At 33.6% G+C, this 25,961-nt stretch carries 24 protein-coding genes; 8 read left to right on the forward strand and 16 right to left on the reverse strand.

Translation table 11 applies throughout. The features are described from left to right. Positions 1 to 27: 27 nt before the first annotated feature. From U6A24_RS15585 to U6A24_RS15595, 3 genes are all read right to left on the reverse strand, one after another. The gene (locus U6A24_RS15585) at positions 28 to 1,863 is read right to left on the reverse strand and encodes a M61 family metallopeptidase (RefSeq protein WP_324180916.1); all 1,836 of its coding nucleotides are present in this window, start codon (positions 1,861 to 1,863) and stop codon (positions 28 to 30) included. A gap of 62 nt (positions 1,864 to 1,925) precedes the next feature. Continuing rightward, on the reverse strand, positions 1,926 to 2,732 hold the full coding sequence (locus tag U6A24_RS15590) for a Cof-type HAD-IIB family hydrolase (protein ID WP_324180917.1): 807 nt from the start codon (positions 2,730 to 2,732) through the stop codon (positions 1,926 to 1,928). Between the two features lie 41 nt (positions 2,733 to 2,773). Continuing rightward, positions 2,774 to 3,706 carry an alpha/beta hydrolase gene (locus U6A24_RS15595; RefSeq protein WP_324180918.1) on the reverse strand — a complete coding sequence of 311 codons (933 nt, stop codon included), beginning with the start codon at positions 3,704 to 3,706 and terminating at the stop codon, positions 2,774 to 2,776. Positions 3,707 to 3,905: 199 nt separating this feature from the next. Here U6A24_RS15595 and U6A24_RS15600 point away from each other — a divergent pair, with 199 nt between their 5' ends. Beyond that, positions 3,906 to 4,688 carry a S1/P1 nuclease gene (locus U6A24_RS15600; protein WP_324180919.1) on the forward strand — a complete coding sequence of 261 codons (783 nt, stop codon included), beginning with the start codon at positions 3,906 to 3,908 and terminating at the stop codon, positions 4,686 to 4,688. A gap of 8 nt (positions 4,689 to 4,696) precedes the next feature. On the opposite strand, the gene U6A24_RS15605 is transcribed toward U6A24_RS15600, so the two are convergent. Continuing rightward, on the reverse strand, positions 4,697 to 5,554 hold the full coding sequence (locus U6A24_RS15605; protein ID WP_324180920.1) for a helix-turn-helix domain-containing protein: 858 nt from the start codon (positions 5,552 to 5,554) through the stop codon (positions 4,697 to 4,699). A gap of 206 nt (positions 5,555 to 5,760) precedes the next feature. Here U6A24_RS15605 and U6A24_RS15610 point away from each other — a divergent pair, with 206 nt between their 5' ends. Beyond that, the gene (locus U6A24_RS15610) at positions 5,761 to 6,174 is read left to right on the forward strand and encodes a hypothetical protein (RefSeq protein WP_324180921.1); all 414 of its coding nucleotides are present in this window, start codon (positions 5,761 to 5,763) and stop codon (positions 6,172 to 6,174) included. Positions 6,175 to 6,220: 46 nt separating this feature from the next. Here U6A24_RS15610 and U6A24_RS15615 read toward each other — a convergent pair whose 3' ends face one another. Genes U6A24_RS15615 through U6A24_RS15625 form a run of 3 tightly spaced genes read right to left on the reverse strand, consistent with a single transcriptional unit; the run spans position 6,221 to position 7,658 of the window. Further along, on the reverse strand, positions 6,221 to 6,832 hold the full coding sequence (locus U6A24_RS15615) for an alpha-ketoglutarate-dependent dioxygenase AlkB family protein (RefSeq protein ID WP_324180922.1): 612 nt from the start codon (positions 6,830 to 6,832) through the stop codon (positions 6,221 to 6,223). 17 nt (positions 6,833 to 6,849) lie between these two features. Continuing rightward, positions 6,850 to 7,197 carry a DoxX family protein gene (locus U6A24_RS15620; protein WP_324180923.1) on the reverse strand — a complete coding sequence of 116 codons (348 nt, stop codon included), beginning with the start codon at positions 7,195 to 7,197 and terminating at the stop codon, positions 6,850 to 6,852. Further along, entirely contained in the window at positions 7,197 to 7,658 is a 462-nt protein-coding gene (locus tag U6A24_RS15625) for a hypothetical protein (protein WP_324180924.1), read from the reverse strand. Before U6A24_RS15625 ends, U6A24_RS15620 begins: the two co-directional genes overlap by 1 nt. Positions 7,659 to 7,923: 265 nt before the next feature. Here U6A24_RS15625 and U6A24_RS15630 point away from each other — a divergent pair, with 265 nt between their 5' ends. Then, entirely contained in the window at positions 7,924 to 8,979 is a 1,056-nt protein-coding gene (locus tag U6A24_RS15630; protein WP_324180925.1) for a M12 family metallopeptidase, read from the forward strand. 79 nt (positions 8,980 to 9,058) lie between these two features. On the opposite strand, the gene U6A24_RS15635 is transcribed toward U6A24_RS15630, so the two are convergent. The 9 genes from U6A24_RS15635 to htpG form a co-directional block, all read right to left on the reverse strand. Then, positions 9,059 to 9,904, reverse strand: a complete 846-nt coding sequence (locus U6A24_RS15635) for a DUF6503 family protein (RefSeq protein ID WP_324180926.1) — start codon at positions 9,902 to 9,904, stop codon at positions 9,059 to 9,061. A 146-nt stretch (positions 9,905 to 10,050) separates the two neighbouring features. Beyond that, positions 10,051 to 11,700 (reverse strand): serine hydrolase, encoded by a 1,650-nt coding sequence (locus U6A24_RS15640; protein ID WP_324180927.1) that lies wholly within the window; start codon positions 11,698 to 11,700, stop codon positions 10,051 to 10,053. Between the two features lie 92 nt (positions 11,701 to 11,792). Continuing rightward, positions 11,793 to 15,002: a glycosyltransferase family 117 protein gene (locus tag U6A24_RS15645; protein WP_324180928.1), complete on the reverse strand. Its 3,210-nt coding sequence runs from the start codon at positions 15,000 to 15,002 to the stop codon at positions 11,793 to 11,795. A 90-nt stretch (positions 15,003 to 15,092) separates the two neighbouring features. Then, positions 15,093 to 16,079: a response regulator transcription factor gene (locus tag U6A24_RS15650; RefSeq protein WP_324180929.1), complete on the reverse strand. Its 987-nt coding sequence runs from the start codon at positions 16,077 to 16,079 to the stop codon at positions 15,093 to 15,095. A gap of 79 nt (positions 16,080 to 16,158) precedes the next feature. Beyond that, positions 16,159 to 16,764, reverse strand: coding sequence for a MarR family winged helix-turn-helix transcriptional regulator (locus tag U6A24_RS15655; RefSeq protein WP_324180930.1), 606 nt, complete (start codon positions 16,762 to 16,764; stop codon positions 16,159 to 16,161). Between the two features lie 72 nt (positions 16,765 to 16,836). Further along, entirely contained in the window at positions 16,837 to 17,100 is a 264-nt protein-coding gene (locus U6A24_RS15660; RefSeq protein WP_324180931.1) for a DUF2024 family protein, read from the reverse strand. Between the two features lie 3 nt (positions 17,101 to 17,103). Continuing rightward, positions 17,104 to 17,832 (reverse strand): hypothetical protein, encoded by a 729-nt coding sequence (locus tag U6A24_RS15665; protein WP_324180932.1) that lies wholly within the window; start codon positions 17,830 to 17,832, stop codon positions 17,104 to 17,106. Between the two features lie 67 nt (positions 17,833 to 17,899). Next, positions 17,900 to 18,133 (reverse strand): thioredoxin family protein, encoded by a 234-nt coding sequence (locus U6A24_RS15670; RefSeq protein ID WP_324180933.1) that lies wholly within the window; start codon positions 18,131 to 18,133, stop codon positions 17,900 to 17,902. A gap of 155 nt (positions 18,134 to 18,288) precedes the next feature. Then, positions 18,289 to 20,175, reverse strand: coding sequence for a molecular chaperone HtpG (gene htpG, locus U6A24_RS15675; RefSeq protein WP_324180934.1), 1,887 nt, complete (start codon positions 20,173 to 20,175; stop codon positions 18,289 to 18,291). 259 nt (positions 20,176 to 20,434) lie between these two features. Here htpG and U6A24_RS15680 point away from each other — a divergent pair, with 259 nt between their 5' ends. The 5 genes from U6A24_RS15680 to U6A24_RS15700 all read left to right on the forward strand — a co-directional run bounded on the left by U6A24_RS15680 (position 20,435) and on the right by U6A24_RS15700 (position 25,748). Continuing rightward, complete coding sequence (locus U6A24_RS15680) at positions 20,435 to 21,100, forward strand: TetR family transcriptional regulator C-terminal domain-containing protein (RefSeq protein ID WP_324180935.1); 666 nt, start codon at positions 20,435 to 20,437, stop codon at positions 21,098 to 21,100. 43 nt (positions 21,101 to 21,143) lie between these two features. Further along, positions 21,144 to 22,451 (forward strand): ABC1 kinase family protein, encoded by a 1,308-nt coding sequence (locus U6A24_RS15685; RefSeq protein WP_324180936.1) that lies wholly within the window; start codon positions 21,144 to 21,146, stop codon positions 22,449 to 22,451. A gap of 232 nt (positions 22,452 to 22,683) precedes the next feature. Next, positions 22,684 to 24,738, forward strand: coding sequence for a tetratricopeptide repeat-containing sensor histidine kinase (locus U6A24_RS15690; protein WP_324180937.1), 2,055 nt, complete (start codon positions 22,684 to 22,686; stop codon positions 24,736 to 24,738). Further along, a complete protein-coding gene (locus U6A24_RS15695) occupies positions 24,731 to 25,363 on the forward strand; it encodes a response regulator transcription factor (RefSeq protein ID WP_324180938.1) in 633 nt (210 codons plus the stop codon). The genes U6A24_RS15690 and U6A24_RS15695 overlap by 8 nt, the downstream gene beginning before the upstream one ends. 130 nt (positions 25,364 to 25,493) lie before the next feature. Then, positions 25,494 to 25,748, forward strand: coding sequence for a T9SS type A sorting domain-containing protein (locus U6A24_RS15700; protein WP_324180939.1), 255 nt, complete (start codon positions 25,494 to 25,496; stop codon positions 25,746 to 25,748). The last annotated feature ends 213 nt before the right edge of the window (positions 25,749 to 25,961 follow it).

Genomic DNA, 25,961 nt, shown 5'->3' on the forward strand with positions numbered 1-25,961 from the left:
GACCAAACAAGATCTAAAGGAAAGTTTTTAATCATTTATCCATTTTTTGAACAAATCTACCTGTTGTTCTGAAGCAGAGGGATCGAGTTGTAAAACGATTTTTTCCATAGTGGGTTCAATAACCTTTGAGGTAAGAGTTACTTCTTGGCCTCCTCGTTTTATACGAAAACTAATATCATCGCCTAACTTCCATTGGTTGGAATCACCAAAGAGGTCATAAATATTCTTAATCGTGTAGGTTTTGTTGTTTATGTCCTGCAAAATATCCCCTCCTTGTACTCCCAGGTTTTTTAAAAAGCTGTTTAGGGTAATATTGGATTCAAAAACAATTTCTTTTGACCCCTCCAAACCTTTTACAAGGGGTTGCTGTTCATGAATAAAATAGGAAGAGGGTACATTGGTGGTACTATATATAACTCCTACTTTATTAAGATAAAAACCATAATTAATTGGCTGATTGTTTACGACATGATTTTCTAAAAAATCACTAACTTCAGGATAAGATATTTCTTTTATGGTTTTAATAAGTTCTTTGTCTTTAAAAGGGGTATCGGCACCAAACTTATTGGATAGGTTTTTGATAAGATCAAGTACACCATAAACACCATTACTTTTTTCTCTCATAATAATATCGATACACATAGAAATCAAGGCACCCTTTTCATAAACATTTCTATAATTTTCCCGATAGGGTGCTGCAAGTATGTTTTTACTCATAGTGGTAAAAGACATAGTGTCATCAAATTGTTTAGAGATTTCAATTTTTTCAAGAAGCCTTTCCAAAAACTCTTCTTCTGTAGTCAACCCCTGAGTAATTTGAAACAACAACGAGAAGTACTCTGTGGTTCCTTCATACAACCATATATGTTCAGACATTTTGGGATTGTTGTAATCAAAATCGTGAATCTCTTCAGAATGAATTGTTAATGGTGTCACGATGTGAAAAAATTCGTGTGATACCACATCGGTAAGGGATTCGTTTAATTTTTTCTTCGAAATAGATTCGGGTAATACAACTACGGTAGAGGTATTATGCTCCAGGGCACCAAAACCTTTTGCATCCTCTTTTTTTGTTGACGAAAGGTATAATAATACGCTATACTTTTTGGTAGCGTTAATATCTCCAAGGAAATTACGTTGAGCTCTTATCATGCGTTCCATTTGCGGCATAATTCGAGCTGCCGTGTGAATTTTTCCTGGGGAATATACGCTTAAAAGTACTTCGATTCCATTTACCGTAAATGTTACTTGATCAGGATCTGAATACATGATGGGCGAATCGGCTACATCGGCATATCTTTTGAAAATGAAACGGTCTATATCATAATTTTGATTGTCTACAGGATTTTCTGGTATTATTTTTTTTGTTGAGGTAGAGGCCTCCAAGGATTTAGGGCGCTTAATGAATAGCCTATATTGTGTTTCTTTGAATTTGTCAAAATATCCAACAAATGCATACAGGTTTAAAACGAAGTTTTTATCCTTGAGGATATTGGTACCTGTCGGTGAAAAAATATCATGCGTTTCTTCACAATCAAAAGTATCATTCACCCAATAGGAGATCTTATGCAATTGTCTGGCACTACTTATTTTCCATCTATTATCTCCATGTTTTTGACTACCCAAAGTACTTCCTTCTTTGTTAAAAGCTTTAAAATCGTCAATATATCTGCCATAATTGTTGTTTTGATACGTGCCCGGAACAATTTTGGGTATATAATAGCTTATGGTATCTGTACTTATATTATCAATTTGTATTTCGACTTTAACCTTATCGTCAACAACATTAACCAGATCTATTGATACCGTTACCGCTGAAACCTTTGGTGTAACTATAGATTCTGAAGCCTTACAGCTTGCCATGACATTACATATAGATATGGCAAAGATTAGGTTTATGCTTACTTTTATAATTCTTGACACGGTTATTTAATATTATTTTTGATAAACATAGCTACCCCATCTTCTTTTCCTGGCAATGTAATCACATTAGCTACTTCTTTTGTTTCGGGCTTGGCATTGGCCACGGCAACTCCCGTACCAACAGCTTTAATCATTTCAACATCATTATAATTGTCACCAAAAGCTACAGCTTGGGTAATTGGAATGTTAAAATGTGTTTGTAACAAAACCTCAATGGCGGTTAGTTTTGAAATATTCTTGTTAGCGACTTCAATATACGTAGGTTTAGAGCGATACAAGTGCAATTTGTCGGCAAAATTTTCTTGTAAAAAAGAATAGGCATCATCTATGTATGTTTCTTCTCCCATACACATAATTTTATGTGCCCCTTTTTGCTGTGATTTCCAATCTTGAACAACTTCGTTGGTAGATCTAACTATTGGGGTTACTTTGGTGTTATTAGCTTCTCTATTGGCCCAAAAATCCATTTCGGGAACAAACCAATCGTCATTATGATATAAACTTAAATGTACTTTTTGACTTTTGTTGAAAATCGCAAGTTCTTCCAAAATTTCTAATGGAATTACTGTAGAATGAATTGGAGTCTTATCGACAAGAATTAAACCACCATTATAGCATATTAGGGGCTGATTCAATATGTCTAATTCCTTTTGTAAGTGCGTCATTGCGCTTGGCATTCTGGAAGAAATTAATATTACAGGAATCGAATCTTTTATTCTCTTTATTTCAGAAATAGTTAGTGCAGAAAGTTCTCTTTCTGGATTTAATAAGGTGCCATCGATATCTGAGAAGACAATGCGGTGTTGCATTATGTGCTTTGGATTTGGGTTATGCTATGCTAATATATGAACTATTGATTTACAAAGTTAGCAATACTGGTAATAACTTCGGGCATTATTTTACGCCAGGATTCATTGTATGATTTTTGATTTTCCAGACGCCCCCCTTTAATTTCTTTTAAAATATGGTTCATGTCGCTAATTGCTACATATTCTGATTGCGGAGCCGATTCTTTTAACTTTTCTGCTTGTGACATTTCAACCTGAATATCTTGATCACCATGCAATATCAAAATAGGCATTTCAAGCTCAGAAATTATTTGAGAAGGATCATATTTCATCCACGATTTTATAAAAGGTTGTAAATCATATCTGAAAATAGATTCTAAAGCGGGTTCATAGCCTATAGCTCTTCCGTTTTTCCGAAGTTGATCAAAAGCTGCCGCTGCGCTTTTATCTAACCCCGGAGCTTGTTTGGAAATTTGCTCTATTATTACTTGATCGATAGATTGCGCATTCCCTGCTATCGAAATAAAGCCATCGGCATTATCTTTGGCAGCGACCATGCCGACAAGGGAACCCTGTCCATGACCTAAAACAATGACTTTGGTATAGGTTTTATTCTGTTTGAAATACGTAATTGCCGACTTGGCATCTTCTATGAAATGGTCAAAAGAAATTTCGTGCTCTCGAATCCCCAAGCCATCCATCTTAAACAATCTTTTGTCGTACCTGTATGAGGCAATTCCCACTTTTGCTAGCTCGTAAGACAACTTTTTAAAAGTATCATTCTTTGACATTCGATCATTACCATCTCTATTTACTGCACCAGCGTCCATTACAAAAATTATTAGAGGAACCTCCTGATCAGAATCTGAATATGGTGTAACCAATGATCCTTCAATATATTTATTGATTTTTACAACGGCAGAATTATACTCTTTTTCCTGACCAAAACATAGCGCTGTAATTGCAATAAAAAATAAAGAAAATTTCAATTTCATAACGGGGGCTCATTAAATTAATAGTAGATATCAAACGATAAAAATTACTGCATATTTTACTTTTTAAAATTACGTATAATTTAAGTCTTTTTGTTTCATGCTCTGCTGTAAAGAGATAGATTTGATAAAAAGATTTTCTCGTAATTTTTAACCGTTCACTAACATACCCTTTTTTATCTTTGCTGCAAAATATTAAATAATGAATATTCGAAATACAGTTCTAATTATTATAACATTATTTTCTTTAAACTCTTTTTCAGCTTCATTTGATTGGGGAAAAACTGGTCATAGAGTAACCGGAGAAATTGCTGAAGTACACCTTACCAAAAAAGCAAAAAGAGCAATCTCATCATTACTTGATGGTCATGGTTTGGCATTTGTTTCGACTTTTGCCGATGAAATAAAAAGTGATAAAAATTACAAAGGGTACAGCCCATGGCACTATGTTAATTTTCCTTTTGATAAGAAGTATGGAGAAGACAAGCCAAGCGAATTTGGAGATTTGGTTCAGGGAATTAACAAATGTATCGCTGTTCTGAAAGATACGACGTCAACCATAGAAGATAGACAGTTTTATCTCAAAATGTTGGTTCATTTTATTGGCGATTTACACCAACCACTTCATGTAGGCCGAGGAGAAGATAAAGGAGGGAATGATATTCAAATACAATGGTTTAATGAAGGGTCCAATCTTCATAGGGTTTGGGATAGTGATATGATTGATTATTATGGGATGAGTTATACAGAGTTATCTCTAAATCGAGACGAGTTGTCTGAAACTCAAATTGAAGAAATAAAAAAAGGAAGTATCCTTGATTGGATTCATGAATCACAAGGTTTGGCCAAAAAAGTTTATGCTACAGCCAACGTAGGTGAAAAATTAAAATACGAATATATGTATTATAATTTCCCAATAGTACGAAAACAACTGCAAAAGGGTGGTATTCGCCTTGCCAAAGTATTAAATGATATTTTTGGATAAAACATTAATTAAGAGTTGATCAATTCTTTCCGGTATTGTTTGGGCGACATTAAAAAGTGTTTCTTGAATGTTTTGGTAAGATGACTTTCATCGGTGTATCCCAATTGATAGGCTATTTCGGCGATTGTGAATTCTGTATGTTGCAATCTGTATTCGACAAGTTTCATCTTGTATTTTGTTACGTATTGATGAATGGATTCACCTGTTTTCCTTTTAAAATAGGTGCTTATCGAACTTTGTGACATATTAAACTTATTGGCCAGAAAACTAATTTTGGTAAGATCGTTATCGTAAACATTTTGCCTTATATGTCCAAGGATTTGATCAATTTTGGAATGACTCACCAGGATTTCATTTTTACCAGAGTTGTATTTTTCAGAAATGTTGCGCATGATAATACTTAAAATAGTACTTATAGCATTCGAAATAATTTCCTGATAATAAATCTTTTCATTTTTAAATTCTTCAAGTACAACATTATGGATGTCCCATATGATACTTCTATCTTCTTCATGTGAAATTACGTCTCCCGGAATAATATTGGGACGGTGAAGCAATTGTTCAATGCGTTGCAACCAGTATTTCCTATCGGGTAAGTTCACTTTACTCGAAAATAATAGCTCGGTAAACTTAAAATAGGTGAACTTCGAATGCTTTTCAATTTCAAAATGATGTGTGTCCTCTGGTGCCAATAAGAAAATGTGGTTTTCTTTATACGGAAATCGAACTCCATTGATGGTGTGAAATCCGCTTCCTCTTTCTACAAAGATTATTTCGAAGTAATTATGATTGTGTGGTTCTGCTTCCCATTCATCTATAGAATATTGATGAACTACGAAAGTCTCATGCAAGGTGTAACGGTTCATAGGCAATTTTTAACACTTAAAGTTACGAAAATAAAATCAATAATTTAACAAATGTTTTTTACTTGTATTTACGCCCGAAAACGTTTGATTGTACTGATATTTAAATACTTATAAAAGTATGTTACAAGTTAACTGTTGAATTTTACAAGTAACATTTATTTGTTTAATGTTAAATTTGCTTCTTGAAATTTAACACAAATCTTTATATGAAATTCGGTCCTTATTTATATCCAATATTGAGAATATTATTTGGCGCTTTTTTGGTCTTAACCAGTATTTATGATGCTATACGATATTCTGGTTTTCTAAACAGATTGGATAGGTATTTTGAGAGAGTTTCAATTTTTGATTTAGAATTTTTAGAGGCATTTGCGCCTTTAGTTCCCTTTGAGAAATTTGTAATTGGATTTTTTATGATATTAGGGATGTTTAAAAAGAAAGTATTAAAAATTTCGCTGGGACTATTTGGTTTCTTCACACTTTTCTTGCTAGACGCATCTTATCAATATTGCGCATTAATACATTTTGGGTTTTTTATTACTTCATTAATTCTACTTAAAAACGACAATGATAATTTAAGTTCATTTGATCATAAAAAGAATTTTTATCAAGCAATATAGATGTACTTAATAGGATATGGATCACGACAGATTTTATCACCTTTTTCTATTGAATTATCCTAAAAGTAAGATTGATTCTTGGATGGAGGATTTTTTTTGACTTTGGTATTTGATGTAACCAAAACTCTTGAGTGGTTCCTTTCATTAAGAGTAAACTCCCATTTTCCAAAAGAATTTTTCGTTTCAACTGTTTATCGGTTTTATGTTTGAAATGGAACCAACGTTCTGCGCCAAAACTAAGCGAGGCAATTATTGGATTAGTACCAAGTTCTTTTTCATTATCTGAATGCCACCCATTACTATCTTGTCCATCACGATATTGATTAAGTAAACATGTTGTGAAACTTACGTTACATGCTATGTCTACCTTTTCTTTTATAGCTAATAATTCTTCAGTAAATGGTTTGGGATTCATAGTAATTCCAGAATAACGATATGAATTGTTATTGATGGCGTACAAAGCGGTAAGACGAGGTTGAGGATATGTCTTCCCGTAGACGGTGATATTGTCCTGTTGCCACTTGATAGTTTTTGATAACCTTTCAAAAAAATCGGTTGCCAAAACTTTGTTGAAAAAAGAAGGGAAATAGATTACTTCTGCATCGGGCATTTTTAAAGAAATAGGCTCATTTTCTGAAGCAAACAAATCTGGGTTCATCAATATGGTTTTGTGAATTAAATATATTGATATGCCCAATAAATTAAACCAAATTGCAGAAATAATCTAAAGAAGAGAATCGATCTTGGGAAATTAAGACTGGCCTTTTTATTCATAAGCATATGTATGTGAACTGGAAAAAATAGAATAAGCATAGCTATTATGGCCCAGATGGAAAGTGTTCTTGTTGCGATAAACAGTACTCCTAATCCTGCTAATATTTCTGCAATACCACTTAAATATACTAATAATCGATGATAGGGAATATATAAGGGCATTATACGCATAAACGCTTTCGGACGGATTAAATGAAAAACACCTGCGGTAACAAAAATCACAGATAAAATATATAAATGCCAACTCATTAAACTCCGGTGGTTTTTTGTTTACCTGCCTGACTAAGTGCAAAATCTTTACTTCGGGTCATTTTTTTTATAAAACTTACTTTCCTAAAGCGTAGAGCGGTCCAATCCTCATCTATAGCAACTTGTCTTACAGGTTCTAGGTTATAATCACCAAGCACGCCCCAGCCATGATCCCTTGTTATCTCTGTAGTATATTTTTTAGAACTTTTTTTAGGGTAGGCAAACCATAAAATAGCATCACCTACCAATTTGGGGTAAACGGTCTCAATACGATTTTCGATTTGCTTTTTTTCTGTTACAAAAACAATAGCAAAATCAACTTCGGATACCTGAATCAAAGATTCTTTTACAGTCACATCCTTAAGGCAGTCTAGTTCTTTACAAAACCCTTCGGGTTCATTGAGTATTAAAACTTCATCTAATTCTGAAGGAAGTTGTAATTTTTTAAAAAGCGGAGTCATGAGAATTTATTTTAAAGAGATACTTGTGCTTCTTAAAGATACAAAAAAAGAGTGGGATGCCGAATAACTTTAAGATCTTGGATAGTTAAATTAAAATTATTGAAAATTTATAAAAATCGTATAAACACGTGGTTTTTACGTAAAAAAATAATGGTTGAATGATAAAAATTGAATAAAAATGATTTTTGAGCAAAAAATTATCAAAATAAGCACAATAACGATCTTGTTTTTGAAGTTTGAAAGACTCAACTTAAATATATTAATTATGAAAACAACTTTTAAGAGTGCTGCTCTTGGTGCATTAGCATTGGCAGCATGTTCGATGTTTATTTCGTGTGAGACAGATCAATCAGATAGCTCACCAGAACAAAGCAGTGATCAGATTTTACTTGATGGGTTTAGACAAGAAGTCGCTTTCCCAGAGGCAATGGGTAAAATTGTGACGGTAGATTTGTATGGGCAACCTGTTCAGGTCGAGGAAATTGATGGTAAGTATATCTTTGAAGGAGATATGATTTTTACAAATGAAGATCTAGCATCAATGAGCGGTAAAAGTACAGGTCGTACTACCCGGCGATGGCCAAATAATACGGTGTATTATGATATACAAAGCAGTTTGCCTAATCAAAGAAGGGTAACCGATGCAATAGCGCATTGGGAAGCAAATACCGATTTAACATTTGTGAGAAGAACGAATCAATCTGCCTATATTTATTTTAGATCCGGAAGCGGTTGTTCTTCTTCTGTAGGACGCACAGGAGGAAGACAAAATATTAATCTTGCCAATGGTTGCTCTACGGGGAATACGATACATGAAATTGGGCATGCAGTTGGTTTGTGGCATGAGCAAAGTAGAAAAGATAGAGATCAATATATCACGATTAATTTCCAAAATATTCAATCTGGAAGAGCATTTAATTTTCAAACCTATGTTCAGCAAGGATATGATGGTGACGAGTATACGGGTACTCTGGATTTTAACTCTATAATGTTGTATGGTTCTTATGCCTTTTCGGCCAATGGACAGCCAACAATTGTAAGAAAAAACGGATCTACTTACAACGCACAGCGTAATGGATTATCATCTGGAGATATTGCTGGAATAGGCCTTATGTATCCTAGTACCGGAGGCGGTGGAGATATCTGCGATGGTGTTGCCCCCTGGTCGAGCTCTCAAACGTATCAAGCAGGGGATCTTGTAACCTATCAGGGAAATTTGTGGCGTAAACTTTCTAGCGGATGGGAGTATGTTGGACCTTGTGGATCTTCTAGAAGCCCTGGTAAGGCTATTGCCAACCTGAACGACGTAGCTAACAATTAGTTTTGTAAATCACTTTTTTAAATATTGAAAAACCCTCTGAACTAATTGTCCAGAGGGTTTTGCTATTAAAGAAAATATCTTACATGTTTATTTCTTTGGCATTATCAGGGGTATCAAATATGGTTCCTTCTTCGTTTAAAAAAGTAATATCGGTAATTGTGGCTTCTCCCAACTTATTCGTCATTCCTTTATCTTCTTTCCAACCAAAAAACTCCCATTTTGTAGCAAATGGAATGCCATCTACGAGAGTGAAGTCTTTATAGTGAATTGCGTGTGGATCGGCTTCTGCCTTAGAAGTATCCCCCGCGCTTCCAAAGGTAACGATGTATGCTGCTGCTTTTAATGAATTATTATTTGGATCTGTATAAATTACATACCAATCATCGGGTGCATCGCCAGTTCCCGGTTCAAAAGTGAGCTTGGCGGTTTGATGATCAACCCCATCAAGAGCTTTATTGCTCCCTAGTTCCCATTGTGTGCCGGGATCATTTAGTTTATAAGGCATACCAAAGAAGTATGTCCAGGTAAACATATCAAATCTTGCTCCTTTGTCATTTGCAGTTTTGGGGCATAAAAAGACCTTTTCTCCATTATAAATAAGTTTACTTTCATCTTTTTTATCGATTCTAATTTTGGATGCATTGGTAAGCATGGTTATCTTTCCATCCAAATGCAATTTTCCTCCGAAAAAGATTGTAGCATTAAAACTAATAGCCTTGTGCTTTAAAAACGCTTCTTTTTTATGTGCCTGCTCAATACTTTTAACATAATTGTCTATGATGGATAGTGCACCATCACCAATGCCTTCATTTGGTTCTACAGGCATCATTTCAGATTTATCTTCTGTTTCTGTTGTTTTCTCTTTTTTAGTTTGATTACAACTTACCATGAGTATAATAAGCAGTAAAATCCAAGAATGTTTCATTATATATGAGTTTGGTTACAGTGTTAAAATTACTAAAACCCAAATTTGAAAACATGGCATTTATGAAAACTGTAACAGATTCTTGTCATCAAAAAAAGCTATGTTTTTACAACATAGCTTATGACACTTTTTAGGAGAATTCAATTTTATTCTTTCTTTTTGGCAGGTGTTTTTTGACCTCCTTGATGTAAGACAAGGCTAGTCACTTTATCGTTTTCTTTTATGAATTCTATAGCGGCTGCAAATTCCTTTACAAAAAACTTAGCTTCAGTTTCTGCATGTATTTCTATAGGTCCTTGTCCTGTGGCTTGAGAAATTAATTTCCCGTTTTCTAAGGTCACTTTAAGATCAAACCCTTTACTAATTTCATATATGCCTACATATTGTTTTAAAACATCTTCTGAAACTTTAATGGCTTTCTTTTCTGAAGGGATAGGTCTATCTGTTTTTTCTCCTTTCGACTTGTTAATCCTGTTGATGAATACGGCTTCAGTTTTCTTATTGTTTTTATTGAATTGAATTTCAGAAAAACTGTCGTCATAGAAAAAAGTTGTCTTATTCTTTGGAAAGATTTTAAACTTAGAACTGCCTTCTCTTTGGCTGTATAATTGATTTTCTTCGAGGGTAATAATTCTTACAGCACTATCTTCAAACTCATATACACCAACTAATTGTTGTAGGTCTTCTTTTGGAAGTGTTATTTTTTCTTTATTATCATATGACTTACCAATGGCAATTGCTGCCAGTCTTATGGTTATGTCTGTAGGGCTATTGCAATTACAATTTGTAAGAATGGCTGCATGAACATCTTCATCAGGAATGTACAGCTGATACGATGTATATCCAAAGATTCCTCCACCATGTTCTATCGTTGGGGTCCCATTGATTTCATTTACGGTCCATCCATACCCATAATATGTAGGTTTTCCATTATTCAATTTGGTGTTTTGAAATGCTTTTTGAATGGTTTCCGCTTTAACCAACATATTTGTATTAATAGCATTTTGCCATTTATGAAGATCTTTTACTGTACTCATTAACGAACCGGCGGCATAGGGTAGAGTCATGCTTAAATAATTGGCATTAACATAACCGTCTCGAGTTTGATATCCCGACGCTCTATTTTTAATAATTTCTCCTTTATGCCCGTAACGAGAATCATTCATGTTTAATTTCTTGAAAATATGCTCTTCAATAAAGTCCTCATAGGTTTGCCCTGATGTTTTTTCAATGATGTATCCCAAAATGATGTATCCAGAATTGTTATATCTCCATTCTGTACCTGGATCAAAATCCATAGGTTCGTTTTTAAAGTAATCGATCAACTCGGTTGGAGTCATGTCTTTTGCGGCAATTTCGGATAAGTTCATCGACGTATAACTCTTGATTCCTGAAGTATGATTGAGAAGGTGATGAATTGTTATTTTTTTACCATGTGTAGGGTAATCAGGGATGAATTTGGTGATCTCATCCTGGATTGTAAGTTTTCCTTGTTCCATGAGCATTAAAATTGCTACTGCCGTGAATTGTTTGGTGATAGACCCAATTTCAAAAACGTTATCGGTTTTCATAGGGGTCTCAAGCTCCATATTAGCCAAACCAAACGCTTTGTGATAGATGATTTCTCCCTTTTTTGATATTAGTACAGTAGCCCCTGGACCATCGGGTTTGTACTTTTCATTAAGTAATGTGTCAAATTTTTCTTCAAGATTTTGGGCAAAAGAAATTAATGGTGAAACAACAAAAAGTATTGCTAATACTATTGTAATGATTGATTGGTTTTTTGTTTTTGTCATGGTTCTTATTTTTGATTGATCTGAATAGTCATATGACGACCAAAGGATAGGATTGGTTACAAAAAAAATCAGAAGTTTTTCATTATAAAAGTTTAGTGACCATAAAGAGATTGAAAAAACAAAAGATGTTTGTTAAATTCATCGATTTTTGAATCTGTATGATCTTTATGATCATATTTCTCTAATAAATTGATCATATCCTTATAGTATTCTATATTAAGAACTATTTCTTGAGCATACTCATATTGTTCCTCAAGTGATAAATTTCCATAATATTGTAATTGTTCCTGGTAATTCTTTGTGATTTGTTCCCAGAGTTGGCGTGCTTTTTCTTTTTCATCGATCTTAAAATAGCCAGCAACAAACTTTTTAAGAGGTGTATAATATTCATAATATTCAACAGGCATTTTTGAGATCCCCAAATCAAGAATTTCTTTGGCTCTTTCGTTTTTTTTCTCGTCTATTAGTGTAAGTGCTAATCTACCAAGGCTGTTTCGGCATGAAATTGCATTTCTTCTTGTAACCGGGTCGTGGTATATGTTTGGATCTTCAGTATTACCCCAATCCCATTTCATTACAGTTTGGTACATCAAATCAGAATCTATTCGCCCAAATTCATAGGGGTTTTCAGGATTTCGTTCGGTTTTAATAGGGACTAGTTTATAAACCAAACCATCTAATTGTAAGTAATCTTTCATCCAGACATAATCGTCATCACCATAACTTCCTCCAGAGAAATAAATGGGACGTTCCCAATTATTATTAGCTATAATGTCCAACATAATAAGTCTATGTTTTAGTAAGTAATCTCCTGTAAGCTCAATATCAATATACGGAACGATTTTGTCGGCATCTTTTTGAGCTACAATTCCATTTCGAAGAACAGTTTCTTTATCAACGGGTATTCGAATATGTTGGGTAGGGAAGGTGTTGACTTTTTTTCCACTTTGTAAATCACCTTTTGTTCTGGGATCTTCAGATTTTATCCAATGTATCCAGTTTTTAATAAGCATTGTATCCTGGGTTACCGGTTGGTAATATATTGCATCGTTATTACCATATCGATAAAAATCATGTGAAAAACGTATGGGCAAAGGAGCACTTTTGTAAGCAGTTTTTTTCATTTGATCGATATACCAATCCGTAGCTAGATAGGTAGCTACAACGGTTCTAACATCGGTTCTGTAATCTTCAATTTCTTGAGAGTACCATAGTGAAAAGGTGTCATTATCTCCAATAGTAAATAAGATTGCATTTTCTTGACATGATGATAAATACATTTTTGGGAGCGCACTTGCAGAGTATTTCTTTGATCGATCGTGATCGTCCCAATTTTTTGAAGCTAATACGCCAGGAACACCGATAAGACAAACCATAAAAACAAGAGGTAATATCGTTTTTGATTGTATTTTATCTTTAAGGATGGCATAGAGGGCATATACTCCAAAACCAATCCAGATTGCAAAAGCATAAAATGATCCTACCAAGGCGTAATCCCGTTCTCGCACTTCAAACGGTTTTTCGTTAAGAAAAATTTTTAAGGCAATTCCGGTAAATAGGAAAAATGCTATAACGACCCAAAGATTCTTTTTGTCTTTTTGGAAATGAAAAACAAAGCCCAATAAACCCAATAAAAGGGGGAGGAAGTAATATGTATTTCGTCCTTTGTTGTTGAGAACAGTACTGGGTAAGTTTTCTTGAGATCCTAGCCGTAATTCATCAATAAATTTGATACCGCTTAACCAATTTCCATTCAGTTTATCCATTTCTCCTTGAATGTCATTTTGTCTTCCAACAAAATTCCACATAAAATAGCGCCAATACATATAGCCTATTTGATATTCGAACAGATATTTTACGTTATCCCAAAAATTGGGTTTTTGTACATCGAGATAATTTCCAAATTTTTGTAGAAACTTATTGTAGTCTTCATTATCGATGACTCCACTGGCATAATCCTTTCTAAACTTGGTTACTAAGGACAATAATTCCTCTTGATCTTGATATTCTGGCTTAATCGTAAATTGAATTGGCCCTGTAAACATCATGTAGTTTGCAATGTGTTCTGTGCTCCACATTCTAGGCAATATAGTTTTGTGAGAATCATCCAGATTTTGCTTTGCATTTTTCCAATCATTTACAATAATATACCTGCCCGTTTTTAAATCTTTTTCATACTTTGGTTTGTCGTCCTGGTACGGATTTTCAGGATCTAGATGGCTATAGATTTCAGTAAACTGAGGCCCATAAAGCAAAGGAATACTAGGGTATTGTTCTAGGTTGTAATAGGCAAGAAGCTCTCGAGCATTGTTTGGGTCGTTTTCATTGATAACAGTACCAGCCGTAGCTCTTATAGGTAGCATGATCCAACTTGAGAATCCTATCAAAATAAATAAAATGCAAAGTGTTATGGTATTTAAATGAAGATATTGTTTTTTTCGCGTATAGGACAGGCTTAAATAAAAAAAGAAGAATAATATAATACCGGCAACAATAAGTCCCGAGTTAAAAGGTAACCCTAAGGTATTAACACAAAAAATTTCTGAAATACTGAAAAAACGTAACGTGCGTGGAAGTAGTATTTTGAAAATGAACAAGAGTATTGTCGAAACTATAATATTGGCAATAATAAAATTAAGTAGCGTTATTTTTTTGTACTTCTTAAAATAGTATGATAAACCAATTGCCGGTACCGATAGTAACCCCATGAAATGTACACCAAAAGATAACCCTATTAATAATGAAATAAGAACGATCCATTTATTTCCTCTTTTTGTATGCATATCACGCTCCCATAAAAGTCCCAGGTAGAAGAGTAAGGACAATATCAAAGTAGCCATGGCATAAACCTCTGCTTCTACTGCGTTAAACCAAAAACTATCGGTAAAAGCAAAGGCTAGACTTGCAATAAAGCTGCTACCTAGTATGGCCATTATATTGTTTTTTGAAAGAGGGTTCTGTTTAGTTACAGCTTTTTTTAGTAATAAAGTAACCGACCAAAATAAAAATAAGATAGTGAAAGCGCTGGAGAGTACCGAGGTCATATTAATGGTAAATGCAATATCCTCTTTACTCATAGCGAAAATTGAAGCAAATGCCCCTATCATTTGAAACAACGGTGCACCGGGGGGATGACCTATCTGCAATTTTGATGTGGTCGACAGGTATTCACCCACATCCCAGAAACTATTGGTAGGTTCTACGGTTAAATAATAAACGGTAAATGCGATTGCAAATACTGCCCATCCTAATATTTTATTCCATTTGTGGAGAAGTTGTTCTAAACTCTGTCTTTTGATCACGTCAATAAATTTTGTGAATCAAAAAAAAGTAAAAGTTCTTGTTTTCCTCTGTTTTAGAGGGGCGAAAGAGGTACTAGTACCGGGGTGATTTTATTTTTTTAGCTGTAGTTCTCGCCTACTTGAAATATTCAACTTGCTGTAGATATTTGTGATATGAGTTTTTACTGTATTAAGGCTTATAAATAACTCGTTTGCGATTTCCTTGTTGGTCTTACCAGAAACAATTAATTCTTTAACGGCTATTTCTTGCTTACTTAATTCAATGTTTTTTCTGGATTTTGAATTCTTTCGATATCTAAAAATAAGAACTGTAAGCAAAAGAATGGTAACTATTGCTAATCCATTAAACCATAAACTTACTTTGTAGTTACGTTTGGTGATTTGTTGTGTAATAAAAGCAAGTTTACTTTCCAGATACTGATAAGTTTTGGGATCCAAATCACTAGATTTAAGCTCTGCCAAAAGATCTAGATAATACTTTGGGTTTGCTTTTATATCGGTTTCCAGCAATTGTTGGTCATCTAATTTTTTAATGCTTATTAATTTGACTAGCAGAATGTGTAACGAATCTTTTACATATCCTCTGGTTTCAAGTAAATACTGCTTCGGGTCAAAATTTTCAGATTGGAGATCGTACTGGGCTTCGAAGTTCTTTAGTTTCTTCCATTCATTATTGGCTGTACTATTTGTTGTATAATCCTCAAAAAGGGTAATACCTTTTTTGAAGAAGATACTATCTCGTTTTGATAAAATGAATAGCTTATAGTTTTTGATCTTGTCGGAAATGATTTCCTTTTCTTCGGCAGGCAAGGGATTAATATGTATTTTATAAATTCTGTCTTTGCTAGCTAAAAGCTTTTTGTCGAAGGAGAAAAAACCATTTTCGCTAAGTGAAGCTGAAGCAATAATTTCTGTATGCTGTTGTCCAGAACTATTTATATTAACTTGGCTGAGGTAGATTTTCTGCTCCCAATCTCCCAAGTTTTCAATGTTAGCGTATCCCGAAATTGCGTTCTGGGAAAAAGAGATACTAGGCAGAAGAGCTAAAAATACTAATAGAAAATACTTAAACTTCATTATCATCTCAAAGTGACATATTTAGTACTAAAATAGAAGTTTTTCAAAGGCGAGACAAGTTTATTTTTGGATATTTCAATTATAACTTTTTTTCAAATTCTGGACAATCCAATCGTATATCTGAATTTTTAAGATCTACATTTATAAGGTTACAATAATCATGTTTTTCTCTTTTTTCATAAAACTTACAAGCATAGCACGTTCTTTGAACAGATAAAACACCAGACTTATTAAGTTTATGTATCAAAAGCGTAATAACGTTAAACAAAGATTCTTTTTGAGCTTCATCGAATTTCTCTAATTGTTGTTGAATTGGATTTGCAAAATTTTCAGTTTCAGACACATGTTTTTTGCCTTTTTGAGTCAATGAAATGTAATAGCTTCGGCTGTCAGCAACAGTTTTGTTTTTGAAAATGAGTCCTTTTTTTTCAAGTGCTTTTACGGCATCACTTATTGTGGGTTTGGTAACATTAAATTCTTGAGCGAGGTGGCTTACAGTGCAAAGGTGCTCTGTGTGATAGGCCACAAAAATTAGAATTTGTATTTGAATGGGGCTTAACCCTATTGCTTTGGCATGATCCCAGAGTAAAGCCCTGAAAGCTTCAGAAATCCGCTCAAGACCAATTACTATTTTTGAATCTAGGTCTGTTTGTTGAGAAGTGATATTAAAAATACTCTTGTTCATAAATTAAAAAACTAATGAGGAAAAGGTCTTCCTCATTAGCAAAGTTAGTGATCCTAATTATTTATTGTGTCATCATTCACAGTTTTCCATTTCTATAATCGCATAACCATATGCCTTTATCTTTTCTGTAATTTCCCAACTTGCCTGGTTAATATGGCAAAATCTGCATTCTTCAGAGGTTAAATCTAGAGTTTCAAAAGGTTTTGATGCTAGGTATTTCTTTCCATACTCAAGGACGATATTTTTATTTTTTAATGTATCAGATACCAAAATATCAAAATGCATTAGTAGACCGTTTGTTCTTTTTACATAAGTGTCCCATACTGCTATTTTCATAATTTATTTCTTTGAGGTTACACTATACGGTAAGGATAGATCGGTACTTAAAACGCTATATACTTCGTAAACACCCAGCATAGGTTTGTCCTGTATTTTTGTGTTTACCTGCATATAAGCAGAAACGGCATCAAAGTTAAATTTGATTTGGTAGTTCATTCTGTAATCGGGAATTAAGACTTTAATACTATTTCCTTTGGTGATTACCTGAAAACCGGGAGAATCCATATACATAGGCATGCCAGGATTGGTAGGGGGAAGAACAACCGATTTATCTTCTTTTTCGAATTGCTTTACGGATAAACCTCCAGATACTCGATCATCTTTTCGAAGAACTACCCAATGCGGATGCCATACAATACCATCATTATCATAAGCACGGTCATTATTTTCGTCCCATAATGGGGTGTCATCAAAATCAGGGTGGGAGGTAAGTGCCAGGGCTAAGATCCCATCGGTTTGACTAAAACCGACGTCTGATGGTTTTAGTGTAGTGGGAAATACATATCCCAAAACCGGAGCACCGTGTAATTGCCCAACTGGATTGGGAGTCGTTTCTCCGGCGTTTCCTTTTACTTTGATTTCCCAAATAGTACTGGCTATATTAGTGTCGTGTGTTATAGAGGCTTCTATAATCTGGAAGTTTCCATCATTATTACTTTCTTTTTTTTCGCATGCTATGAGCGAAATGCTATAAGTCATTATTACTAAAGTTAAAATTACTCTTCTCATTGTTATTGTTTTTAATATCGTTAGGATTCTTTTAAATTAGGAATCCTAACTATTTAATTTAAAAAAATTACCCTTTTACATCGGCCATTGAAGCGCCATAATTAATGTGTAATACATTGCCATTTGGGGTTAATAATGCGGGCACAGATTGAACACCGGCCTTTTCGGCAGCTTCGATTTGCGAACGGTCTTCACCTAAATGTATAATGTCCACTTCAGAACTGCCTATTAGGTTTACTATATCCTGTTCTGCACTTACACAAACAGGACATCCTGCGTGATAAAAAATTGATTTACTCATTTGTATTGATTTATGGTTTATTGCACAATTGCATCACAAATATAGTAAGGAATCCTAACTAAAAAAAAGATTTTAATATTTTTTAACTTTTGGATATAAAAAAACCGCTTCGAAGGGAAGCGGTTCATTGATATAGGTTTTATGTTTCTTTATACTTACTTTATCATCTCAAAACTACGTTTTATAAATGCCGTTAGTTCTTCACCTTTAAGCAAGTTTTGAGAAAGCCTCGCCAAGTCCAAAGACTGTTTAATTAAACGTTCCTTTTTCTTATCAGTTTTAGTATTTGCAATTTGCCCAATCAATTCGTGATTAGTATTTACAACCAGATTGTACATCTCTGGCATGTTACCCATACCAAACATTCCACCACCACCGGTTTGTTGCATTTCTTTCATACGACGCATAAACTCTGGTTGAGTGATCATAAATGGAGAGGCATTGCTGTCCATCGCTTCTAACTGTACTGTATACTTCTCTGCTGGGATTACTTTTTCAAGATCTGTTTTTAAACTTTCTTTTTCTTCGTCGGATAATTTGGAAATAGTTTCCTCATCCTTTTTGATCAAATTATCAATGTGATCTGCATCCACCCGAGCAAAAGAGATTTTTTCTTTACTGGTTTCTAATTTCTGAATTAGGTGAGAAACGATAGGAGAGTCTAGTAATAAGACTTCGTATCCTTTATCCTTTGCAGCAGTTATGTATGCATGTTGCTCATCTTTATTCGAAGCATAAAGAATTACCAGCTTATCATCCTTATCGGTTTGATTATCTTTAATTTTTTCTTGTAACTCTTCAAAAGTCAAGAATGTACCATCTACGGTTGGGTAAAGTGCAAATTTGTCAGCTTTTTCGAAGAATTTGTCTTCAGACAGCATTCCATATTCGATTACAATTTTGATATCGTTCCATTTTTGCTCAAAATCTTCTCTATTGTTTTTGAACATAGAGTTTAGCTTATCTGCAACTTTGCGAGTAATGTAACTGGATATTTTCTTTACATTTCCATCGGCTTGTAGATAAGAACGAGAAACATTAAGTGGAATATCTGGAGAGTCGATCACTCCGCGCAACATGGTAAGGAACTCAGGAACGATTCCTTCAACATTATCAGTTACAAACACTTGGTTCTGATAAAGTTGAATTCTATCTTTTTGCAGATTCATATCTTGTCCCAGTTTAGGGAAATATAGGATTCCTGTAAGGTTAAAAGGGTAATCTACATTAAGATGAATATTAAATAATGGCTCTTCAAATTGCATTGGATACAATTCGCGATAGAAACCTTTATAATCTTCTTCTTTTAAATCTGCTGGTTGTTTGGTCCAGGCAGGATTGGGATTATTTATAATATTATCTACTTCCTGGGTGGGAGCAGGATCGTCTTCTTTGGCATCTTCTGGCTTTGGTAACGTTTCTGTTTTGGTACCAAATTTTATAGGTACCGGCATAAACTTATTATATTTCACCAGTAACTCTCCGATTCTGTTTTCTTCTAGAAATTCTGTGTCTTCTTCTCCGATATGAAGAATGATTTCTGTACCTCTTTCAGTTTTATCATGGGCTTCAAGGCTATAGGTTGGAGATCCATCACAAGTCCAATGTGCCGCGGGCTCGTCTTTGTATGACTTGGTGATAATCTCTACTTTATCTGCAACCATAAAGGCAGAGTAAAATCCAAGTCCAAAGTGACCTATGATACCAGAATCTTTTGCGCTGTCTTTATATTTTTCAAGAAATTCTTCAGCTCCAGAAAAAGCAACTTCATTTATATATTTTTCTACTTCTTCTGCAGTCATCCCTATACCTTGATCGATAATGTGCAGTCTTTTGTTTTCTTTGTCTACTTTAACCTCGATTAGAGGGTTCCCATATTCAACTTTGGCTTCACCAATGCTGGTTAAATGTTTTAGTTTCAAAGTAGCATCTGTCGCATTAGATATTAATTCGCGTAAAAAGATCTCATGATCAGAATACAAGAATTTTTTAATTAAAGGAAAAATGTTTTCTACAGATACATTAATACTTCCTGTTGCCATTTTATTAGGTTTTAAATTTTTTGTTGTCTTTTCTAGACTTTATTGTCAAAAAAAATACCAATAGAACGATTATGACAAACTGACATTTATACTCATCTTTTTTCCCATTCGCAAGTAATTTTTCACGATAAACATCGACTTATAAAGTGAGGGAAATAGATTTCAAATTTTATGAAACAACTTTAACATATTTTTTGTTTAACTTTTTGTTATAAAAGTTAAACAATTATTATCTTTACCATATTAAAGAGAGATAATTATGACATCTTCAAGCAAAAAGAGAACAATTGATCGCATGTACATTATTTCTGAGTATATGAACTATACTTTGGAACATGATGGCTATCCAAAGTCGGTGTATAAGTTTTGTAAGGATATTAGAATTAAGGAAGAAGAATTTTACAAATTCTTTGGTAGCATAGAAAGCATCAATAAAAGTATATGGAGTATGTTTTTTTCGACTACAATAGATGCAATGACCAAAAACAATGAATATGCAAGTTTTAACTCGAGAGAGAAAATGCTCACCTTGTTTTATACACTTTTCGAGATGCTCACCTTGAATCGTAGTTATGTTCTATTTACGTTAAAGCAATCGGATCTGCCGTTTAAGAACTTAAAACAATTACAGGGATTAAGAATTCATTTAAAAGATTTCGCAGCTTCCTTAATAGAAGAAGATAATGAAGAAAAGCAGTTTAAATTTACTAAAAATCCCGTCTCTGTATTTTCTGAAGGCGCATGGTTACAGTTTTTGTTCTTGCTTAAGTTCTGGATTGATGATGAATCCCCAAGTTTTGAGAAAACTGATGTGGCAATTGAAAAATCTGTAAACACAATTTTTGATCTTTTTGATAACACGCCCTTAAACAATGTATTAGATTTCGGAAAATTTCTTTGGAAGGAAAAAATAATGTCTAATTAATGTAAGGATTAATAGATAAAGTAGACTTTTAACGTATTGATAAATGAAAACAATAGATAAAATACCAACTACAAAATTAGGAAGAACCACAGAGCTGGTTAAGACTGGTGTTAAGGTAGGTGGAAATTATCTGAAGTATTACAGTAAGAAAGCTGTTAATCCCCGTATCACGAGAGATCAACTGAATGAAGATAATGCGGCTGATATATACGATGGATTAAAAAATTTGAAAGGGAGTGCTTTAAAAGTTGCACAAATGCTATCCATGGAAAAAAATATATTGCCAAATGCATATGTTGAGAAATTTTCTCTTTCGCAGTTTAGTGTACCTCCATTGTCGGCTCCTTTGGTAAGAAAAACATTTAAAAAGTATCACGGAAAATACCCCGAAGATTTATATGATACGTTTGCAACTCAATCTGTGAATGCTGCGAGTATCGGTCAGGTACACAAAGCAATTAAAGATGGGAAAAAACTTGCTGTGAAAATTCAATACCCGGGAGTTGCAAACAGTATAAGTTCTGATTTGGCGATGGTAAAGCCCATCGCCATCAGAATGTTTAATTTAAAGGGAAAGGATTCTGAGAAATACTTTAAGGAATTAGAAGGAAAATTACTCGAAGAAACTGATTATGTTTTAGAAGTTCAACAAAGTAAAGAAATTACCCAGGCGTGCTCTTTGATACCTAATCTAAAGTTTCCTAAGTATTATGAAGAATTATCAAGCGAACGTATTATAACCATGGATTGGATGGATGGATTGCATCTTAGTGAGTTTGCAAAGCAAAACACCGATCAATCTAAAGCTAATAAAATTGGTCAGGCCCTTTGGGATTTTTATATGTATCAAATGCATATCCTGAAAGCAGTTCATGCAGATCCACATCCAGGTAATTTTCTGGTTGATAAAGACGACAATCTTATTGCAATAGATTTTGGTTGTGTAAAAAAAGTACCATTAGAGTTTTATACACCTTATTTCGAATTGGCAGATAAGAAAAATATAGATAATCCCCGTTTTTTTGCCCAAAAGATGTTTCAATTGGAGATACTCCGAGAAGATGATACCCTCGAAGAACAAAAATTCTTCTCGGAGTTGTTCCATGAAATGTTAAGCCTTTTTACTCGACCTTTTAATGAAACATCTTTTGATTTTTCGAATGAAGAGTTTTGGGGAAAGATTACAGAATTAAGTGAAAAATATGCTAAGAATACCGAGCTAAGAAAAATGAACGGCAATAGAGGAAGTAAACACTTCTTGTACATTAATCGAACATTTTTTGGCTTGTACAATTTGTTACACGATTTGAAAGCAACAATTCGAGTAAGAAATTTTGAAAAGCACCTTTAGTCAGTCGCCCGACTGGCTTGGTTTGTTTATTTATTGGTTAGGTTGTTAGAAAGATGCGCTGTGGTTGGCGCATCTTTCGCTTTTTAGGAGGAATCTTGTAAAAATAAATACGATGTTAATCAGTTTTGATAGTAAATCACTTTAGTATTTTTGTAGGAATAAACTTCAAACCAAAAAACTTCCTAAAGATACATTTATCCTTATCTTCACGACTGTAAATATTCCCCCTGGTATGTGTAGAAGCAAAATATATATGTGTATTGTTGCTGTGACTCTTCATTTGTATACATTTTCGCAGCAAAAAGAAGCAATTTTAGAATTGGTCAATAAAGTCGAAAAGACTGTTGATCGCCATGAAAAACTTACATTACTAGATTCATTATCTCAAGAAATAGCACAACTTAAAACCACAGATTTTGGCTTTTATAAAAACAAGTATTCAAAATATACTTTACAATATATTGGCCTAGCCCAAGAATTAGATAGTATTGATTTAGCGGTTTCGAAAACCGCCGGACTTGTTGAACATTATTTTAGATATGCGAATAGGCCAGATTCGGCAAATATAGTGGTAAACCAGGTTTTTGAAGATAGTAGTAAGATCAAAAATAGAATTAATTTGGGTCGTTTGTATGCAAATAGAGCTCTTGTAAATTTTCAAATTGCAGATCTGGAAAAGGCAATATCTGATTATCAAAACGCAGCAAAAATATTTCATATAGAAAAAGATACCATAGCCGAAGCAAAAGCTATTTACTTTTCTGGCCATACTTATCAACGATTGGGTAATCTTACAGAAGCAATTCTAAGTTATCAAAAAGTATCTGAGTTATATACAACCCTTAAGGATACAACTTCTATTGCATCTTCAAAGATTAGTATATCTTATATTTTTAGCCAATTATCTTTGATAGATGAAGCATTAAAAGAGCGACAAAGTGCCAAAGCACTACTGGATCAACAAAAGCAAAAGAATTATGGAGCCTTATCTCGAGTAAAGGTTATGGATTATCGCGATTTTGCCAAGCAAAAAAAATACGATAAAGCAGAACAGTCTTTATTGAAGGCCTTGGAATTCTCTAAAAAAGCTTCAAATCCAATTGAGTTGTCTTATAACAGGGTTTTTCTTTCGGTTTTTTATTCCAAACATAAAAAACAACCGGATATAGCAGAAAAATATGTCGATACTATAAGGAAAAACCAAAGGTTTTTAGATTCTCCCGAAGGTAAAATATTATATATGGATGCCATGTCAGAATTAGAAATGGCAAAAGGTAGATACAAGGAGGCTATTCCGTATTTAAAAGATAAATTGGCGGTTTTTAAAAGAAGAAAAGACGCGCAAGCACAAGTTGATGTCGAAGAATGTTTATTCAGATCATATCAACAAATTAATAAACCGGTAGATGCTAATAGACATTTAGAAAGATATGTTCTTCTTAAAGATTCTTTATACAATATAAAAAGATCCAATAGTATTATTTATTATCAAACACTATACGAAACAGAAAAAAACCAAAGCAAAATTGCAGCTCAAAAAGCAAGCATAGAGATACTAGAAGAAAAAGATAAAGCCAAAAGGAACCTCATTATATTTGGAGGAATTGGACTGAGTTTACTCTTTTTATCGATTTATTTATATAGAAACAGGGTATTCTTAATGCGAAATAAAAGATTACAACAATCATTTTTACAAGAATTACTGCAAACACAAGAACGTGTTAGTAAACGTATTTCTAAAGACCTTCATGATAGTGTTGGTCAAAGTTTGCTAATCATCAAAAACAAAGTTTTGCAAAATGATGACTCTAAAACCGCAAAAGTTGTTGATGGAGTTATTGATGAAGTGCGTTCCATATCCAGGGCGTTACACCCTTTCAAACTAGAAGAGGCTGGACTTACAGTTACCTTAGAAAGTAGTGTAGAGATGATAGATGAAAATTATGATATTTTTATTTCCGCAGAAATAGATAATATCGATAAGGTTTTTGATCAGGAAAAGGAAATAAATATTTATAGATTGGTACAAGAAAGCTTTAATAACATTCTTAAGCATTCTAATGCAAGATCGGCTGAAATAAAAGTAGTGAATAAAGAAGATAATGTAGAGATTATGATTAAAGATAATGGTAAAGGCTTCGATGTCACTAAAGAGAGAATGTCTCTTTCTAAAATAGGCCTAAAAACATTATCTGAACGTTCAAAATTTTTGAAGGCAAGTTTTAATATACTTTCTGAAATTGATCAGGGAACAACACTTATATTTAATATTCCAAAACATGCTTAAACCCAATATTCTTATAGCAGATGATCACCCTTTATTGCTGAAGGGGTTAGAAGATTTCCTAAAAGAAAAAAAATATCATATCATTGCCGCATGTACAGATGGTTTATCTGCATATAATGCCATAGTGAAAGAGAAACCCGATATTGCAATTTTGGATATCGAAATGCCTAATATGACCGGTGTCGATATTGCCAAAAATTGTAAGCGGTATAATATCACTACAAAAATTATTTTAAATACTCTTCATAAAGAGAGAAGACTTTTCGAAGATGCGGTAAAGTATAATATAATGGGGTATTTACTGAAAGAATTTGCGTTGACAGAGATTGAGGCGTGTATTGCAAGTGTGTGTGAAGGTAAACCTTATTTCAGTGAAAAAATATATAAACGATTTTCACATGTTTCAGATGAAAATAAAAATATTGAAAAGTTAACCCCTTCAGAAAAAAAGATATTAAGACTTATAGCCGATGAGATGACAAGTTCAGAAATTGCAGAATTCTTAAATATTTCTGTAAGAACGGTTGAAAAACATCGGGCAAACATTATTAAAAAGCTTGATATTGACCAAAAACCCAATTCCTTACTTATTTGGTCACAAAAAAATAAAGAACAACTTTTATAATTCACCAAGAGTGCTCCAATCCAATTAATAATTACGTAGGGTTACGTATGTTTTTACATTGGTCTATTAAATATATTTGTATACATCAATCAAGAAACGAGCTTCAAATCATAAAAGTAAGTATTAAGATATGATTAATGCTGATAATACAAGAGCTTTTTCGATGTATACGAACCCCAAAATGGGAGAAGTTTATATAGATTTTGAGACACAGGCTCCTAAAGTCCTTTATCGAGTTTTAAATAAACAAGGAAATGTTGTTTGTCAAAATAACAATCCGGTAGAAAAGAATACAATCAAATTACAAACATTACCACTGGGGATCTATACCGTTCAAGTTATAAGTGATAAAATGGTAATAAGTAAAAAATTTCTGAGACTCTAGAGTTTTAGGAAGAATGGGGGAAAAAAGGCTATGCATCTATACAGATTTATAGCCTTTTTGTTTTGTTAAAAATTGAAAAACAATTAGGAAGTATAGCGTCAAGTAGTTGAAATTTAAAGCCAAAGGCAAAAAACTATTATGCATGCATATAATATGGTTGCCGTTTCTTTTACCAAGATGTTAAGAATACATATATTGTGCGCCAGTTTTTAA

The sequence above is a fragment of the Aquimarina gracilis genome, from assembly GCF_035285365.1.
Taxonomy (GTDB): domain Bacteria; phylum Bacteroidota; class Bacteroidia; order Flavobacteriales; family Flavobacteriaceae; genus Aquimarina; species Aquimarina gracilis.

What these genes read in the sequence shown, in the direction of transcription:
- U6A24_RS15590 (WP_324180917.1), bottom strand. Translation starts at nt 2,732, where the DNA reads ATGCAACACCGCATTGTCTTCTCAGATATCGATGGCACCTTATTAAAT.
- U6A24_RS15665 (WP_324180932.1), bottom strand. Translation starts at nt 17,832, where the DNA reads ATGAGAAGAGTAATTTTAACTTTAGTAATAATGACTTATAGCATTTCG.
- U6A24_RS15595 (WP_324180918.1), bottom strand. Translation starts at nt 3,706, where the DNA reads ATGAAATTGAAATTTTCTTTATTTTTTATTGCAATTACAGCGCTATGT.
- U6A24_RS15640 (WP_324180927.1), bottom strand. Translation starts at nt 11,700, where the DNA reads ATGACAAAAACAAAAAACCAATCAATCATTACAATAGTATTAGCAATA.
- U6A24_RS15690 (WP_324180937.1), top strand. Translation starts at nt 22,684, where the DNA reads ATGTGTAGAAGCAAAATATATATGTGTATTGTTGCTGTGACTCTTCAT.
- U6A24_RS15610 (WP_324180921.1), top strand. Translation starts at nt 5,761, where the DNA reads ATGAAATTCGGTCCTTATTTATATCCAATATTGAGAATATTATTTGGC.
- U6A24_RS15680 (WP_324180935.1), top strand. Translation starts at nt 20,435, where the DNA reads ATGACATCTTCAAGCAAAAAGAGAACAATTGATCGCATGTACATTATT.
- U6A24_RS15660 (WP_324180931.1), bottom strand. Translation starts at nt 17,100, where the DNA reads ATGAAAATAGCAGTATGGGACACTTATGTAAAAAGAACAAACGGTCTA.
- U6A24_RS15630 (WP_324180925.1), top strand. Translation starts at nt 7,924, where the DNA reads ATGAAAACAACTTTTAAGAGTGCTGCTCTTGGTGCATTAGCATTGGCA.
- U6A24_RS15615 (WP_324180922.1), bottom strand. Translation starts at nt 6,832, where the DNA reads ATGAACCCAGATTTGTTTGCTTCAGAAAATGAGCCTATTTCTTTAAAA.
- htpG (WP_324180934.1), bottom strand. Translation starts at nt 20,175, where the DNA reads ATGGCAACAGGAAGTATTAATGTATCTGTAGAAAACATTTTTCCTTTA.
- U6A24_RS15700 (WP_324180939.1), top strand. Translation starts at nt 25,494, where the DNA reads ATGATTAATGCTGATAATACAAGAGCTTTTTCGATGTATACGAACCCC.
- U6A24_RS15650 (WP_324180929.1), bottom strand. Translation starts at nt 16,079, where the DNA reads ATGAAGTTTAAGTATTTTCTATTAGTATTTTTAGCTCTTCTGCCTAGT.
- U6A24_RS15585 (WP_324180916.1), bottom strand. Translation starts at nt 1,863, where the DNA reads ATGGCAAGCTGTAAGGCTTCAGAATCTATAGTTACACCAAAGGTTTCA.
- U6A24_RS15685 (WP_324180936.1), top strand. Translation starts at nt 21,144, where the DNA reads ATGAAAACAATAGATAAAATACCAACTACAAAATTAGGAAGAACCACA.
- U6A24_RS15600 (WP_324180919.1), top strand. Translation starts at nt 3,906, where the DNA reads ATGAATATTCGAAATACAGTTCTAATTATTATAACATTATTTTCTTTA.
- U6A24_RS15635 (WP_324180926.1), bottom strand. Translation starts at nt 9,904, where the DNA reads ATGAAACATTCTTGGATTTTACTGCTTATTATACTCATGGTAAGTTGT.
- U6A24_RS15620 (WP_324180923.1), bottom strand. Translation starts at nt 7,197, where the DNA reads ATGAGTTGGCATTTATATATTTTATCTGTGATTTTTGTTACCGCAGGT.
- U6A24_RS15695 (WP_324180938.1), top strand. Translation starts at nt 24,731, where the DNA reads ATGCTTAAACCCAATATTCTTATAGCAGATGATCACCCTTTATTGCTG.
- U6A24_RS15605 (WP_324180920.1), bottom strand. Translation starts at nt 5,554, where the DNA reads ATGAACCGTTACACCTTGCATGAGACTTTCGTAGTTCATCAATATTCT.
- U6A24_RS15655 (WP_324180930.1), bottom strand. Translation starts at nt 16,764, where the DNA reads ATGAACAAGAGTATTTTTAATATCACTTCTCAACAAACAGACCTAGAT.
- U6A24_RS15625 (WP_324180924.1), bottom strand. Translation starts at nt 7,658, where the DNA reads ATGACTCCGCTTTTTAAAAAATTACAACTTCCTTCAGAATTAGATGAA.
- U6A24_RS15670 (WP_324180933.1), bottom strand. Translation starts at nt 18,133, where the DNA reads ATGAGTAAATCAATTTTTTATCACGCAGGATGTCCTGTTTGTGTAAGT.